Source organism: Nocardioides daeguensis, from assembly GCF_019192965.1.
GTDB classification, from domain to species: domain Bacteria; phylum Actinomycetota; class Actinomycetes; order Propionibacteriales; family Nocardioidaceae; genus Nocardioides; species Nocardioides daeguensis.
This window is the reverse complement of sequence record NZ_JAHTKU010000010.1, coordinates 47,581-63,134: the sequence shown is the minus strand read 5'-3', so window position 1 is coordinate 63,134 and position 15,554 is coordinate 47,581. Positions and strand designations below refer to the sequence as shown.

Here is a 15,554-nt window from a genome sequence, read left to right as displayed (position 1 = left end):
GGGCTGCCGGAGGGCAGGTGCGCGGATACCCCCAATTTGTGGGACGGGTGTGGTGACCGGTCCCGCGGACGGCTGCCACGGTGCCGAGACCTGCCCAATATCGGTCATGCCGCGAGCCGTGACGGTTGACACGATCGCAGCGCCCTCTGGACCGAGGGCCATGCGAGTGCGGGGACGGTGAGGCAGATGCGTTCAACCACCACCAGTCGGTGTCAACCGGTCCCCAGCCGACGATGGCGGCGCGTCGCCAAGGCGGTCGTCCCCATCCTCACCGCCTTCGCCATCGTCCCCGCGCTCGCGCCACTCGCCCCGCCCGCCCACGCGGCGGCCGGCGAGGTCTCCTTCGTCAACGCCGCCAGGACCGCCGGCAACCGGACCTCGCACGTGGTCCGGGTCCCGACCGAGGTGCAGGCCGGCGACCTGCTGCTGCTCTCGCTCACGACCAACTCGACGGCGAGCACCATCACCGAACCGGTCGCGGGCTGGACCGCGGTCACCGGCCGCGACGGCGACGGCATCCGCAGCCGGCTCTGGAGCCGGACCGCGACGGCCACCGACGCGAACACCAACGTCACCGTCACGACCAGCGCGTCGGCCAAGTCGGTGATGACCGTCGGGGCCTACCGCAGCACCGGTGCCACCCCGTCCATCACCGCGCTCGCCGGCGGGTCGAACACCTCCGGAACCAGCCATGTCGCACCCGCGATCCCGGTCGCCGCGGCCGGCTCGTGGCTGGTCAGCATCTGGTCGGAGAAGTCCTCCACCGACACCACCTGGACGCTGCCCGGGGGCGTCACCCAGCGCAGCACGGCGGCCACCACCGGCTCCGGCAAGATCAGCGGCGTCTGGGGCGACTCCGCGGCCCCGGTGCCGACCGGCACGGCCGCCGCCCGCACCGCCACCACCAGCACCACCTCCTCGCGCAGCGCCACCTTCTCGGTCGTGATCGCCCCCGGCGACCTGACCGACAACCCGCCGACCGCCGCGTTCACCGCGAGCTGCAGCGGCCTGGTGTGCTCGTTCGACGCCTCCGGGTCCACCGACCCCGACGGGAACACCCTCAGCTACGCCTGGAACTTCGGCGACGGCAGCAACGGCACCGGACGCACTCCGAGCCACACCTACGCCACCGCGGGTCAGCGGACCGTCACGCTCACCGTCTCCGACGGGACTCACCAGGACACCGCGACCCACCAGGTCGACCCGGACGTCGCCGTGACGGCGGGCGAGGTCAGCTACGTCGGCTCGGCGAGCACCGCCGGGAACCGGCCCGGTCACTCGGTGACGATCCCGGGCACGATCGAGCCCGGTGACCGGCTCGTCCTCTTCCTGGTCACGAACTCCACCTCGGCCGCCTTCAGCACCCTCGACGGCTGGACCCAACTCCAGACCCGCGACGGCAACGGCATCCGCGGCCGCGCCTGGACGCGCAGCGCGACCGCGGCCGACGCCGGCCGCACCGTCACCGTGACGACGGGTACCTACGTGAAGTCCGTGATGACCGTTGCTGCCTACCGCAGTACCGGACCGGCCGTGGTCGGGGCGTCCGCTCTGGGGGGTGTGGATGCCCCGGCCACCAGCCACACCGCGCCGGCCGTCACCGCGGCCCACGCGAACTCGTGGCTGGTCAACCTGTGGAGCGAGAAGTCCTCCACGGACACCGTGTGGTCGCTGCCTGCCGGGACGCCGACGCGCACCCAGGCAGCGGCCACCGGTACCGGCAAGGTGAGCGGCATCCTCGGCGACTCGGCGGGCGCCGTACCCGTCGGGCCGCTCGCCGGCCGCACCGCGACGACGAGCACCTCCACCTCCCGCGACATGCTCTTCTCGATCGTGCTCGACCCCGGCGTCGACGCGACGGGGACGAACGAGCCGCCGGTCGCGGAGTTCACGACCGGCTGCGCCGGCCTCACCTGCGAGTTCGACGCCGCCCACTCCTTCGACACCGACAAGGACACGCTGAGCTACGCCTGGGAGTACGGCGACGGGCAGACCGGCACCGGCGTGAACCCGTCGCACACCTACGCCAGCGCCGGCACCCGGACCGTGACCCTGACCGTCGACGACGGTCACGGCCACACCGCGCAGGCGACGAGCACGGCCACCGCCGTCCCACCGGACCCGGCGCCCGGCCACACCGGACTGGTGCCGGACACGCCCCGTACCAACCAGCCCACGATCACCGACGGCGAGATCTGGGACATCGAGGTCGTCGGCAACCGGGTCTACATCGCCGGCACCTTCACCTCGATCCGCCAGCCGAACAACGGCACGATCATCAACCAGGCCGGGCTGGCGGCGTACAACTGGAGCACCGGGCAGGTCGACACCGGCTTCCGGCCGACCTTCACCAACGGCGGCGTCGACGCGGTCGAGGCCTCACCCGACGGCACCAAGCTCTACATCTCCGGCAACTTCGGCACGGTCAACGGCCAGACGAAGAAGGCGATCGCGCGGCTCGATCCCACCACCGGCGCGCCCATCGCGGGCTTCACCGCGAACGCCAACGGCAAGGTCAACGAGCTCGCCGTCACCAACAGCACCGTGTACGCCGGCGGCCGGTTCACCGCCATCAACAACGTGCCGCGCGGGGCGCTGGCCGCGCTCGACGGCGTCACCGGGGCGGTCCGCGACGACTTCGTCAACAACATCACCGGCGGCATCGGCACCAACGGCGAGCTGGCCGTCCAGCGGCTCAAGCTCAGCCACGACGAGGGCCGCCTGCTGGTGGTGCACACCGGCCGCCAGGTCAACGGCCAGAACCGGTACGGCGTCGCGATCATCAACACCCGCACCAACAAGCTCACCCCGTGGCGGACCACGCTGTGGGAGGACAACCTGCAGTTCGTGGGCGGCATCCAGCGCGCCTACGGCGGCGACATCTCGCCGGACGACTCCTACTTCGTCGTCACCAGCGGGTCGGGCGGCGACCGGCCGCCGATCAACGACACCGTGATCCGGTTCGACCTCAACAACGACAGCGACGCCCAGCCGGTGTGGATCACCCGGCAGTTCGACTCGACCTACTCGGTGGCCATCACCGAGGCGGGCATCTACGTGGGCGGCCACTTCCAGTGGACGGAGTCGGCGACCGCACCCAAGCCGTGGCCGGGCCTCGACGACGTGGGCTACGGCACGGGGCAGGGCCTGTCGGCGTACGCGCTCGGCGACACGGTGGTCAAGCGCTTCCACCTCGCCGCGCTCGACCCGGTCGACGGCCACGGGCTGGAGTGGTTCGTGACGTCCAACTCCTACGAGGGCGACAAGCACATCGAGGCGACGCCGCGCGGCCTGTTCGTCGGCGGCGACGGCAACACCAAGGGCGGCTACAACGTCGGCCGGATCGGCTTCTTCGACTTCGCCAACGTGCCTGCGCAGAACGGCACCCAGACGGTGATCACGAACCCGATCGAGGGCCGGATCGAGCCGATCAACGAGCCGTACGAGATCACCGGGACGGCGAGCGCCGCCACCGGGATCCAGCGGGTCGAGCTCGAGATCATGGACCGCAACTCGAACCGTTACCTCAACGACGACCTCACCACGTGGGGCAGCACCGCCACCAACACCTTCAACGCGACGCTCGACCCCGGCACCGGTACGACGCGCACCTGGCGGCTCCCCGTCACGATGACCGCCAACCGCGAGCTGATCGTCCGGGCCCGTGCCGTCGCCGGCAACGGCACGGCCGACAACACCAAGGCGACGAAGAAGTACGAGACCTTCGGCACCGCCGACCGGACACCGACGACCAGCATCACCGGTCCGCCCAGTCCGCAGGCCCAGCTGACCTTCACCATCACCGGCTCGGCGTCCGACGACATCGGCGTCAACGGGGTCAGCTTCACCCTGCGCGACAGCCAGGGCCGCTACCTGCAGGACGACGGCACCGTGTCGGGCACCTTCAACACCTTCCAGGTCACCCCGGACGTGGTCGGCGCGACCAGCACCACCTGGTCCTACGAGATCACCGTGCCCTTCGAGGACGAGTGGTGGGCGCAGGCCCGCTCCTCCGACACCGCGGGCCAGTCCTCGCTCGACACGGCGGACCGCCGTTGGATCGTGACCGCGAACGGCCAGCCGCCGACGGTGTCGATCACGCAGCCGGCCACGATGGTCCCGCCCACCGCGGCCCAACCCGTGACGGTGACGCCCGGGCAGCCCCTGACCTTCGCGGGCACGGCCAACGACGACCAGTCGCTCAGCGAGGTCTCGATCACGCTGCGCAACACCTCGACGGGCGAGCGGCTCGCCGCCGACGGATCGTGGGGCACGAGCGTGATCGCGGGCTCCTACCGGGTCTCGCCGGTGAACCTCGACCAGGCGAGCTACAACTGGAGCTACACGACCCCGTTCAACCTGAGCCCCGGGACCTACACGTTCACGGTCAGCGCCGAGGACCAGATCGGGCTGCGCACGTCCTCGACCAACCAGGGCCGGCTCACGCTCAACGCGTCGATCCCCGGTGACGCGCCGCCCGACGGGCTGCTCGACGTCACCGGCGTGGTCACCGGGCAGCAGGTGCTCCAGCTGAACCTCACCGGGACGGCGACCGACGACCACGGGGTCACCCGGGTCGGGGTGGCGCTGCGCGACGCCGACACCAGCCGCTACCTGCAGCCGGACGGCACCATGTCCGCGGCCTTCGCGACCCTGGACGCGACGCTCGCCTCCCCGGGCGCCACCAGCACCACCTGGTCGCTGAGCCGCACGCTGCCCTCGCAGGGCGACTGGAACGTGACGGCGTACGCCTTCGACGGGTCCGGGCAGCAGGACCCGTCGACGACCGGGGCGACGGCTCGCTACCCGATCTACCCGGGCGACCAGCCGCCCGTCCTCAACGAGTCCCTGCTCAGCCCGACCGAGGGCACCGAGTTCACCGACGGCAAGATCTTCGTGAGCGGCCGGGCCGAGGACGACCAGGCCATGAAGCGGGTCGAGGTCGCCATCGTCAACGCCGCCGGGCAGTACATGAGCTCCTCGGGCACGTTCACGAGCACGGCCGCCAGCTGGCGCGCGGCGTTCCTCAACAGTCCTGGTACGCCGGGGTCGAACTTCTCGTACACGACCCCCGTGATCCCGGCGGACGCCTACACGGTGCGGGTGAGGGCGATCGACCAGCACGACTTCATCAGCGTGATCTACGAGCGGCACGCCACGGTGACGCACCCGCCGAACAACCCGCCGGTCGCGAGCTTCACGACGTCGTGCACCCGCAACGCCTGCACGTTCGATGCGCGCGGCTCCACCGACGAGAACGCCACCGCACTGACCTACTCGTGGAACTTCGGCAACGGCACCGGTACCGGTCCGCTCCCGACCCGCACCTACACCGCGGCGGGCACCTACACCGTCGTGCTGACCGCACGGGACGAGTGGGGCGACACCGGGACCGCCACCCAGACGGTCACCATCACGGTCCCCCCGGACAACGACGCCCCGATCGCGGTGCTGAACCCGCCGGCCTGTGCCGCCCTGGCCTGCAACTTCTCCGCCTCCGGATCCTCCGACCCGGACGCAGGCGACGTGATCGCCTACCGCTGGGACTGGGGCGACGCAACGCCCGTGACGACGACCTCCGCGGCCGCCCACACCTTCCCCGCAGCGGGGACCTACCTGGTGACCCTGACCGTGACCGACGGCTGGGGAGTGGCGACGACGGCCACGCGGCAGGTCACCGTGACGAGCCCGTGAGGTGGTGATGGCACCAGTGATCGGGACGGCCCCGGGACGGTCCCGGGATCGTCCCGGCCCGGGAACCAAAATTGGGTACGTTGACCGGTTCCCCGCCCGGAGACCGAACGGGCCGTAATAATCGTCGGCATGACGCGTCCGCACCAGGACCGTCAGGCCCGGCACCCGAACAGGGTGGACTCTCGGACGGTCACTCGACGGCCACCCCTCGCACTCGAACGAGCTGGCGACCGCGCGCCCCTGTGGTGGGTGGCGCTCCTCGCGGTCCTGATGCTCCACCCGTACGGCGTCCTGCTCCTCGAGGACACGTCGCACCGTTCCGTCGACGCCGCCGGGCACCTGTGCCTGATGCTGGCCGACCTGGTGCTGTTCGCCAGCGCCCTGGTGCTGGCCTTCGACGTCACCATCGGTCACAGCCTGACCCGCGCCCGGATGGCGACCGCCGCCACGCTGGTCGCGTTGCAGGACCTCCCGCTCGTCATGATCTCGTTCGGGAGCACCTCGCACGCCGGCTACAGCTACCGGCTCACCGGCGGCCACCTGGTGACGGTGGCGGTGGTGTACCTCGTCCTCTCGGTGGGCCTGCGCCACCAGCGTCCGCCGCGGTTCAACCCGCTGGTCGGCGGGCTGGTCCTGGGACTCGGCGTACTCGCCGCCCGGCTGGCCCTGATCGCCGTCGACCCCTCGCCGTTCCTGTCGTTGACCGCGTGGGAGGACCTCCCCGTCCTGGTCGCGATCACCGCGGTCACCGCCGCCATCGCGGTCCGCGTGCTGCGGTCCCCGTTGCCCCGGTGGGCGGCCATCCGCCTCGCCAGCGGGATCGTCGTCATCTTCGCCGCCCTGGGCTGGTCCACCCTGCTCCGGGCCGCGTCTCCGCCGCCGGAGGCGATCGCCGGCGTCGCGCTGTTCAGCGCCCTGGTGGCGACCACCGCGATCGGCCTGCTGCTCTCCTCGCTCCGTGAGCACAGCCTGCGCGAGGCCGCCCTCGTGCTCCGCGCTGCCGAGGCCGAGGCGACCGTCCAGCACGACCGCGAGGTGGTCCACGAGATGCGGGCCGCGACGGCCGGAATCGTCGCCGGGGCCCACCTGCTCGCGAGCGGCCAGGTGCCGCCCGGGCCGCGACGCGCCGCCCTCAGGCACATGGTCGACGCCGAGGCCGCCCGCCTGGGCCGCACCTTCACCGAGGACGGACCGGACCAGTTCACCGACCTCGCGCTCGACGACGTCGTCGAGCCGCTCGTGATCGCCCAGGAGGCGCTCGGGCATCAGGTGCACTGGCACCCCTCCGGGCACCGCGTGGTGGCCCGGTACGACGCGCTCGCGGAGGTGCTCAACGTGCTGCTCACCAACGCCCACCGGCATGCTCACGGCTGTACGACGACGCTCTCCTCCCAGCCGAGGGGCGACTGTCTCGAGATCAGGGTGTCCGACTGCGGTCCGGGCATCGAGCCGGGACTGGAGGAACGGCTCTTCCAGTGGGGCGCCCGTGGCACCACCTCGACCGGTCAGGGCATCGGTCTGCAGCGTGCCCACCGGCTGATGCTCGAGCTCGGCGGCTCGCTCCACCACGACCGCGACGCACAGCGGGGCGGGGGCGCGACCTTCGTGGTCACCCTGCCCAACGCGGACGCCGTCGCGGACGCAGCCGAACCGGCACTCTTCCCGCGGACCGCGGTCCGGGTGGGCCACCGCACCCCGTCGACCGCCGTGGCCGGGTGATCCGATGACCGCCGCACATCCGCGCCCGATGCGGATCACCATCATCGACGACCACGCACTGTTCGCCGAGTCGGTCTCCCTCACCCTCGAGGCCGAGGGATATTCCGTGCGCAGGATCGACCTCACCGACGAGCACGCCTCCCTCGCGACCGTCCTCGCCTCGGCCCTGCGCTGCGCGCCGCGCGTCGTCCTGCTCGACCTCGACCTCGGTCGGGTCGGTGACGGCACGCGGCTGATCACGCCGCTCGCGTCGGCCGGCATCGCCGTCGTCGTGGTCACCGGCAGCGGCGACGGCGCCCGCCGCGGCGAGTGCCTGCGCCGCGGCGCGAAGGCCGTACTCGTGAAGACCTGTCCCCTGCACGAGGTGGTCGCCACCGTCCGCCGTGCGCGCGACGGCCTGCCGCTGATGAGCGCCCAGGAACGGGGCACCCTGATCGAGCTCGCCCTCCACGACCGCGACGAGGTCCGCGACATCCGCACCCGCCTGGACCGGCTGACCCGCCGCGAGATGGAGGTGCTCGGCGCGTTGATGCGCGGTGCGCCCGTGCGCGAGATCGCCCGTAGCAGCGTGGTCTCCGAGGCGACCGTCCGCACCCAGGTGAAGTCGATCCTGGCCAAGATGGAGATGAGCTCGCAGCTCGCCGCCGTCGGTGCGGCGTACAAGGTCGGCTGGCACCCGCCCCAGGGCTGACGCTCCCTGGTCCTTCTGCGCACCTCTCCAGACATGCCGTATTTGGGGCATGTCACGCCAACGGCTCGTCCCTAGGGTCAGGGGACACCGACAGCCGTCGAAGCGCTGGGAGGGCGTCATGAGGGTCCTACTCGTCTCTTCCTCGGGCGGTCATCTCGCCCAGCTGATGTGCCTGCGCCCGTGGTGGGAGAAGCACGACCGGCACTGGGTCACGTTCGACACCGCCGACGCGGTGGCCAAGCTCGAGGGCGAGGAGGTCACCTGGGCGCACCACCCGACGACGCGCAACCTGGTCAACCTCGCCCGGAACTCGGTCCAGGCCCGCCATGTGCTCGAGAGCTTCGCGCCCGACGTCGTCGTCTCGACCGGCGCCGCCGTGGCGGTCCCCTACTTCTGGCTGCGCCGCCGCCGGCACACCTCCTCGATCTACCTCGAGGTCTACGACCGGGTGGAGACCCCCACCCTCACCGGCAGGCTGTGCCGGCCGGCCACCGACCTGTTCCTCGTGCAGTGGCCCGAGCAGCAGCACCTCTACCGTTCCTCGGTCCTGGTCGGAGAGCTGTGGTGACGCCGCCGCTCGTCGCGATCTTCCTGGGCACCGACCACCACCGGTTCGACCGGTTGCTGGCCTGGGCCGGCGACCTGCAGGAGCAGGGCCGGTTCACCTTCCACGTCCAGCACGGCTCGACCCCGCTGCCGTCGTACCTGTCCGGCGCGCCGTTGCTCGGCCCGGAGCCGATGGCCGAGCTGCTCGACCGCGCCGCCGCGGTCGTGACCCACGGCGGACCCGGCACGATCATGGACGCCCGTGAGCACGGCCACCTGCCGGTCGTCGTCCCCCGCGACCCCCGCCACGGTGAGCACGTCGACGACCACCAGCTGCGCTTCGCCCGCTTCCTCGGCCGCACCGGCCTGGTCGTCACCGCGTACGACGAGGAGGAGCTGGCCACCCGCCTGTCCCTCGCGGTGCTGACCGGCCACCACCTCCCGGTCGCGCACCGGGTGTCCCCCACCCTGGCCCGGTTCGAGGCACTCGTCGAGAACCTCGTGCACCGATGAGCCTCGTCTGGGCCAGGGCGGCCGCACTGCCCGAGGCCGTGCGCGCCGGGGCCGACGCCGTCGCCCCGTTGCACCGCACGGGCTGGCTCCTCGCGCTGTGCGACCTGGTCGCCGCGACCGTCGTCGTACTCGTCGCCGGCGTGGTCCCGCACGCGATCGCCAACCTGGCGCCGGCGTTCCTGTTCGTCCCGATGTGGCTGGTCGCCGTCGGCTCGACCGGCGACTACCAGCTGCCGGGCAACGTCGCGGCCCGGATCCGCCGGCTCACCGTCGCGTCGCTGGTCCTGCCGACCGGCATGCTGCTCGTGGCCGAGCTGGTCGCCTACCCGCTGGCCGCCCGCACCGTCACCGCGGTGTGCCTCCTCACCGCGGCGCTGGGCGCTGTCGGCCGCGGCTCGCTGGCCTGGGCGGCGCGACGCGGGGTCCGGCTCAGCGGCGTGACCCACCGGGTCGTGGTGGCCGGCACCGCCGACACCCTGCCCGGCCTGCTCGACCGGCTCCGCCGGTCCGGCACCCACCGGTTCGCCGTGGTCGGCGCCTGCGTCGCCGCGGGCGACCCCACCGCCTCGGGGCCGCTCGACGGCATCCCCGTCGTCCCCGGGATCGCGGCCTGCGTCCCCGCGGCACGGATGAGCGGCGCCGACGCCGTGATCCTCGCGCCGGACCCCGCGATCCCGGCGGACGACCTGCAGCGACTGTGCTGGTGCCTCGAGGAGGCCGGCGTCGCGATCTTCGTCTGGACCGGACTGCTGACCTCGCCGGCCGGCCGGATCCGCCTCGACGTGGGCGAGCAGCTCCCCCTGCTCCACGTCGGAGCGCCCCGGCGCCTCGGCCCCTCCCACCTGGTCAAGCACGCCCTGGACCGGACGATCGCGACGCTGGCCCTCCTCGTCCTCTCGCCGCTGCTGCTCGCCCTCGCCCTCGCCATCCGTCTCGACTCCCCGGGGCCGGCCTTCTTCCGGCAGACCCGGATCGGCTCCGGTGACGCGCCCTTCACGATGTGGAAGCTGCGCACGATGAGCCACGACGCCGGTGACGCCGTCGCCGACCTGGTCGAGCTCAACGAGGCGAGCGGCCCGCTGTTCAAGATCCGCCAGGACCCGCGGATCACCCGGGTGGGGCGGTGGTTGCGGCGTACCTCGCTCGACGAGCTTCCGCAGCTGATCAACGTGGCCCTCGGCCAGATGTCCTTGGTCGGCCCGCGCCCGGCCCTCCCGTGCGAGGTGGCGGCCTACCTGCCCGACGTCCGCCACCGGCTGGTCGTGCGGCCCGGGATGACCGGGCTGTGGCAGGTGTCCGGTCGGGCGGACCTGTCGTGGGACGAGGCGGTCCGTCTCGACCAGCACTACGTCGACAACTGGTCGCTGCTGCTGGACGTCCGGATCCTGCTGCGCACCGCCGGCGCGGTCCTCAGCGGCCGCGGCGCCTACTGACGACGTCTCGCCACCAGGCGAGATTCCTGCAGGTAGGGGCTTTTCACCAATACGGGTCATTCGCGGGCCACTGGGACGGAGTCCGATGGGACGGTGATCGCGCGCAGAACGACCGGCATCCTGCTCGCCGTGGGAATTCTCGTCACCACCTTCCTCGCGGGGGCCGCCTCTCCCCCGGCCCACGCCGCGGACACTGGCAACGCGGCCCCGCAGACGGGCCGCATCGTCGACGACGACCCGGTCGGCTTCACCCCGCACGTCATGGACGGCGCGGTGTACTCGATGACTCGGGTCGGCGACACGGTGATCGTGGGCGGCTCGTTCACCCGGGTCCGCAACGCCGGCAGCGCGACCGACATCCCGCGCACCAACCTGTTCGCGTTCAACGCCTTCAGCGGCCAGGTCAGCACGACCTTCGTGCCGAACCCCAACGGCCGGGTCTACACGCTCGAGCCGGCCTCCGACGGGACGTCGGTCTACATCGGTGGCGCCTTCACCAGCGCCAGGTCCGGCGGTACGTCGGTGTCGGTCAGCCGGCTCTACAAGGCCGATGTCGCCACCGGCACCCGGAACCCGACCTTCCGGCCCGGCACCATCGACGGACAGGTGCGCGACGTCTCCGTGACCGGGAACCGGCTGTGGGTCGCCGGCAAGTTCACCTACCTGCAGGGCCAGCCGAGCCGGGCGCTCGGCGCCTTGGACGCCACCACCGGCGCCCGCGACCCGTACTACACCGCCGTCGTCGCCGGGGTGCACCGCGGCAGCTACACCAACGTGCAGAAGATCGCGACCGACCCCACCAACAGCCGCCTGGTGCTGATCGGCAACTTCGACACCGTCAACGGCATCCATCGCCACCAGTTCGCCGTGCTGGACATCAGCGGCCCGAGCCTCTCGATCGCGCCGTACTACACGAGGCAGTTCGAGTCGGCGTGCAGCTCCTCGTTCGAGACCTACCTGACCGACGTCGAGTTCTCCCCCGACGGCAGCTTCTTCGTCGTCTCGACCACCGGCGCCTACGGCGGCTACACCAGCAGCGTGGCCGGCACCAGCGGCTGCGACGTCGTCGCCCGCTTCGAGACGGGCGCGACGGGCACCGACGTACGACCCAGCTGGACGGCGTACACCGGCGGCGACACGACGTGGACCGTCGAGGTCACCGACGACGTCGTCTACACCGGCGGCCACATGCGCTGGCAGAACAACCCGACCCGCGGCGACGCCGCCGGCCAGGGCGCCGTCTCCCGGCCCGGCATCGCGGCCCTCGACGTCGCCAACGGCATGCCCTACTCGTGGAACCCGACCCGCACCCTCGGCGCCGGCGTCCGCGACATGATCGCCACCCCCGAGGGGCTGTTCGTCGGCTCCGACACCGACACCTTCGCCGGCGAGACCCACCGCAAGGTCGCCTTCGTCCCGCTCGCCTCCGGCACGGCCGTCCCGGCCCGCCAGGTCGGCACACTCCCCGGTGAGGTGTACCGCGTCGCCAGCGGCGGCAGCCAGCTGCAGCACCTCGGCTTCGACGGCACCACCGCCACCGCACCCACCGATGCGCCCAACGGCACCGGCTGGGGTACGACGGTCGGGGCGTTCATGGTCAACGGCGACCTCTACACGGCCTACGCCAACCGGACGCTGACCCGCCGCACCTTCGACGGCACCGCCTACGGCCCCGAGTCGACGGTCAACACCGCCGACCGGATCGTCCTGCAGTCCGACTGGCACACCGCCGACATCCCGGCGATCACCAGCCTGTTCTACGACCGCGGCTGGATCTACTTCACCAAGTCCGGCTCCACGCAGCTCTTCCGCCGCGCCTTCGAGGCCGAGTCCGGCGTGGTCGGCCAGCAGCGGTTCGCGGTGTCGTCGGTCGCCGGCGTCAGCTACGGCTCGATGCGGGGCGCCTTCGTCGCCAACGGCAAGCTCTGGTTCGCCCTCTCCAACGGCTCCCTCAACCGGGCCGACTGGACCCCGACCGGCGCCGTCGCCGGCACCGCCACCCAGATCGCCCCCTCCGGGTCAGGCTGGTCCTCCCGGGCCCTGTTCCTCTACCAGGCCCGCCCCTAGCCGGTCCCGAGGTCGTTGACCTGCCGCTTCCTCACCGTTGAGCTGCCGCTTCCTCACCGTTGAGCTGCCGCTTCCTCACCGTTGAGCTGCCGCTTCCTCACCGTTGAGCTGCCGCTTCCTCACCGTTGAGCTGCCGCTTCCTCTCGGCGGGGAACGGCGTCCGATCCTCGAGCGCGTCCTGAGCCGTCCCGAGGCGAGGAAAGCAAACCGCCCCCGGTCCGCGGTCGCGGGCCAGGGGCGGTTCTTGCCGTGGCAGGTGAAGGATTCGAACCTTCGAAGGCAAAGCCGACGGATTTACAGTCCGCTCCCATTGGCCGCTCGGGCAACCTGCCTCGGTGTCGTCCGACCGCTTTTGGCGACCGGACCACTACGCGGAACAATAGCGCAGCACGACTGACCACTCCGAATCAGCAGGTGACACCCATGGCCGACTCCTCGTTCGACATCGTCTCCAAGATCGACCGCCAGGAGGTCGACAACGCGCTCGGTCAGACGGCGCGCGAGATCTCGACCCGCTTCGACTTCAAGGGCACCGGTGCCTCGATCGAGTGGAAGGGCGAGCAGGCGATCGAGATCAGCGCCTCCGCCGACGACCGCGCCAACGCCGTGCTCAGCGTCTTCCAGGACAAGCTGATCAAGCGCAACCAGTCCCTGAAGATCCTCGACGCCTCCGAGCCGCGCCAGTCCGGCCAGGTGTCGAAGATCGGGATCACGCTCAAGGAGGGCATCACCTCCGAGGACGCCAAGAAGATCTCCAAGCTGATCCGCGACGAGGGCCCGAAGGGCGTCAAGGCGCAGATCCAGGGCGACGAGCTGCGTGTCTCCTCCAAGAAGCGCGACGATCTCCAGGCCGTCCAGGCGCTGGTCAAGGCGCAGGACTACGACTTCGCGGTGCAGTTCACCAACTACCGCTGACCTTGCCCTGATGCCCCGGCCCGACCGCTACCTGGTCGGCGCGATCGGTCTCGCGGTCCTCACGGTCGCGCTGGTGATCGGCGTCGGCGTGGCCTTCGCGTACGACGCGAGCTCGGCCCGTCGTCGTACGCCACCGCCGGCACAGCCGGCTCCTGCGGTCACCGGCGCCGCTCCGGCAGCGCCGGCCGCGCCCGCCCTGCCCGCGACCGCGCCGGACCCGTACCGGCCCGACGCGGCGTGGCTGGCCCGGGTGGCCGGGCAGACGGGGATCCCGCCGCGGGCGCTGGCGGCGTACGCCCGGGCGCACCTTCGGGTGGCGGCCGAGCAGCCCGGCTGCCGCGTCGCCTGGAACAGCCTGGCCGCGATCGGCGGCATCGAGTCCCACCACGGCAGCGTCGACGGCTCGGCGCTCGGCGACGACGGGGTGCCGCGCCCGCGGATCCTCGGGCCGGTGCTCGACGGTGGCGCGTTCGGCGCGGTCCACGACACCGACGGCGGGGTCCTCGACGGGGAGTCCACGTGGGACCGGGCGATCGGGCCGCTGCAGTTCATCCCGTCGACCTGGCTGCGCTGGGGCGCCGACGGCAACGGCGACGGTGTCGTGGACCCCAACCAGATCGACGACGCGGCCCTGGCGGCCGCGCGCTACCTGTGCCACGCCGGCGACCTCGCCGACCCCGACACCTGGCGCAGCGCGGTGTTCAGCTTCAACCACTCCGACACCTACGTCGCCGACATCGCCGACCTGGCCAACGTCTACGCCTCCCGCGCCCGCTGACCCATCTGCCCCACGACGTGCTCGGCGATCGCCAGGCTGGAGGTCGCCGCCGGGGACGGCGCGTTGCGGACCGCGGTGATCCGGTTGCTGCGGTGGATGACGAAGTCGTCGACCAGCGAGCCGTCCACCTCGACCGCCTGCGCGCGCAGCCCGAGCCCGGCCCGGGCGACGTCGTCGGGCCCGATGGCGGGGACGTAGCGCTGCGCGCTGCGCATGTACGCGGTGCGCGACAGCACTCCCCGCAGCTCCCCCACCCCGGTCCGCCAGTGCCGGCGGGCGAACCGCCAGAACCCGCCGTACCCCAGCGTGTCCACGAGGTCACGAGGCGAGAGGGAGGCCCGCCCGTAGCCGTCGCGGCTGAACGCGAGGAAGGCGTTCGGCCCGACCTCCAGGCCCCCGCCGACGCGGCGGGTGAAGTGCACGCCGAGGAAGGGGTACGCCGGGTCGGGCACCGGGTAGACCATGCCGCGCACCAGGTCCTCCTTGGCCGGCGCGACCGCCATGTACTCGCCCCGGAAGGGCACGATCCGCGGCGTCGCCGGACCGCCCACGAGCCGGCCGAGGCGGTCGGACTGCAGCCCACCGCAGACCACCAGCTCGTCGACGCGGTGCCGGCCGCTCGTCGTCCGCACGTCGAGGCCTCCCGGGACGCCGTCGACGCCCACCACCGCGGCGCCGAGGTGCACCGCTCCCCCGGCCGTCACGATCTCGCGCGCCAGCGCCTCGGCGACGGCGACGTAGTCGGTGATGGCGGTCCGCGGTGAGTGCAGCGCGGCCAGCCCGGAGGCGTGCGCCTCGACCTCGCGCAGGGCAGGCCCGTCGAGGCGGCGCAGCCCGGGGACGCCGTTCTCCCGGGCGGTGCGGGCGAGCGCCTCGAAGCGCGGCAGCTCGGCCTCGTCGACGGCGACCACCAGCTTGCCGCACTCGTCGTAGGCGATCGCGTGCTCGGCGCAGTAGTCGCGCATCAGCGCCCGCCCGCGCGTGCACAGCTCGGCCTTGAGGCTTCCGGGCCGGTAGTAGATGCCCGCGTGCACGACGCCGGAGTTGTGGCCGGTCTGGTGCGCGGCGAGCCGTGCCTCCTTCTCCAGCACCACGACCGTCACACCCGGGCGGCGGCGGACCAGCTCACGACCCACGGCCAGGCCGACGATGCCGCCACCGACGATGCCGACCGTGCTCCCGCTCACGGAACCATCAT

The 15,554-nt window shown here is 72.1% G+C and carries 10 protein-coding genes and 1 tRNA gene; 9 read left to right on the top strand and 2 right to left on the bottom strand.

Annotated features, from left to right (window positions below; translation table 11 throughout):
* Positions 1–186 precede the first annotated feature (186 nt).
* The 7 genes from KU893_RS23195 (at position 187) to KU893_RS07980 (ending at position 12,663) form a co-directional block, all read left to right on the top strand.
* Positions 187–5,694, top strand: coding sequence for a PKD domain-containing protein (locus KU893_RS23195; protein WP_218233829.1), 5,508 nt, complete (start codon positions 187–189; stop codon positions 5,692–5,694).
* A gap of 249 nt (positions 5,695–5,943) precedes the next feature.
* A complete protein-coding gene (locus KU893_RS23535) occupies positions 5,944–7,413 on the top strand; it encodes a sensor histidine kinase (RefSeq protein WP_218233828.1) in 1,470 nt (489 codons plus the stop codon).
* A 4-nt stretch (positions 7,414–7,417) separates the two neighbouring features.
* Entirely contained in the window at positions 7,418–8,104 is a 687-nt protein-coding gene (locus KU893_RS08000; RefSeq protein WP_246592245.1) for a response regulator, read from the top strand.
* 118 nt (positions 8,105–8,222) lie between these two features.
* A complete protein-coding gene (locus tag KU893_RS07995; RefSeq protein WP_218233827.1) occupies positions 8,223–8,672 on the top strand; it encodes a UDP-N-acetylglucosamine--LPS N-acetylglucosamine transferase in 450 nt (149 codons plus the stop codon).
* Entirely contained in the window at positions 8,669–9,163 is a 495-nt protein-coding gene (locus KU893_RS23530) for a glycosyltransferase (RefSeq protein WP_218233826.1), read from the top strand. Before KU893_RS07995 ends, KU893_RS23530 begins: the two co-directional genes overlap by 4 nt.
* Positions 9,160–10,596: a sugar transferase gene (locus KU893_RS07985; RefSeq protein WP_218233825.1), complete on the top strand. Its 1,437-nt coding sequence runs from the start codon at positions 9,160–9,162 to the stop codon at positions 10,594–10,596. Before KU893_RS23530 ends, KU893_RS07985 begins: the two co-directional genes overlap by 4 nt.
* A gap of 93 nt (positions 10,597–10,689) precedes the next feature.
* Entirely contained in the window at positions 10,690–12,663 is a 1,974-nt protein-coding gene (locus tag KU893_RS07980; protein WP_218233824.1) for a hypothetical protein, read from the top strand.
* A 250-nt stretch (positions 12,664–12,913) separates the two neighbouring features.
* Here KU893_RS07980 and KU893_RS07975 read toward each other — a convergent pair.
* Positions 12,914–12,995: transfer RNA gene (locus tag KU893_RS07975), tRNA-Tyr, on the bottom strand.
* A gap of 91 nt (positions 12,996–13,086) precedes the next feature.
* Between KU893_RS07975 and KU893_RS07970 the strand changes: the two genes are divergently transcribed.
* The gene (locus KU893_RS07970) at positions 13,087–13,578 is read left to right on the top strand and encodes a YajQ family cyclic di-GMP-binding protein (protein WP_218233823.1); all 492 of its coding nucleotides are present in this window, start codon (positions 13,087–13,089) and stop codon (positions 13,576–13,578) included.
* Between the two features lie 10 nt (positions 13,579–13,588).
* Positions 13,589–14,356, top strand: coding sequence for a lytic transglycosylase domain-containing protein (locus tag KU893_RS07965; RefSeq protein ID WP_218233822.1), 768 nt, complete (start codon positions 13,589–13,591; stop codon positions 14,354–14,356).
* Here KU893_RS07965 and lhgD read toward each other — a convergent pair.
* The gene (gene lhgD / locus KU893_RS07960; RefSeq protein WP_257440778.1) at positions 14,335–15,543 is read right to left on the bottom strand and encodes an L-2-hydroxyglutarate dehydrogenase; all 1,209 of its coding nucleotides are present in this window, start codon (positions 15,541–15,543) and stop codon (positions 14,335–14,337) included. The two genes, KU893_RS07965 and lhgD, sit on opposite strands and share 22 nt — an antisense overlap.
* Positions 15,544–15,554: the final 11 nt, after the last annotated feature.

What these genes read in the sequence shown, in the direction of transcription:
- KU893_RS23195 (WP_218233829.1), top strand. Translation starts at nt 187, where the DNA reads ATGCGTTCAACCACCACCAGTCGGTGTCAACCGGTCCCCAGCCGACGA.
- KU893_RS08000 (WP_246592245.1), top strand. Translation starts at nt 7,418, where the DNA reads ATGACCGCCGCACATCCGCGCCCGATGCGGATCACCATCATCGACGAC.
- KU893_RS07995 (WP_218233827.1), top strand. Translation starts at nt 8,223, where the DNA reads ATGAGGGTCCTACTCGTCTCTTCCTCGGGCGGTCATCTCGCCCAGCTG.
- KU893_RS07985 (WP_218233825.1), top strand. Translation starts at nt 9,160, where the DNA reads ATGAGCCTCGTCTGGGCCAGGGCGGCCGCACTGCCCGAGGCCGTGCGC.
- KU893_RS07970 (WP_218233823.1), top strand. Translation starts at nt 13,087, where the DNA reads ATGGCCGACTCCTCGTTCGACATCGTCTCCAAGATCGACCGCCAGGAG.
- KU893_RS07965 (WP_218233822.1), top strand. Translation starts at nt 13,589, where the DNA reads ATGCCCCGGCCCGACCGCTACCTGGTCGGCGCGATCGGTCTCGCGGTC.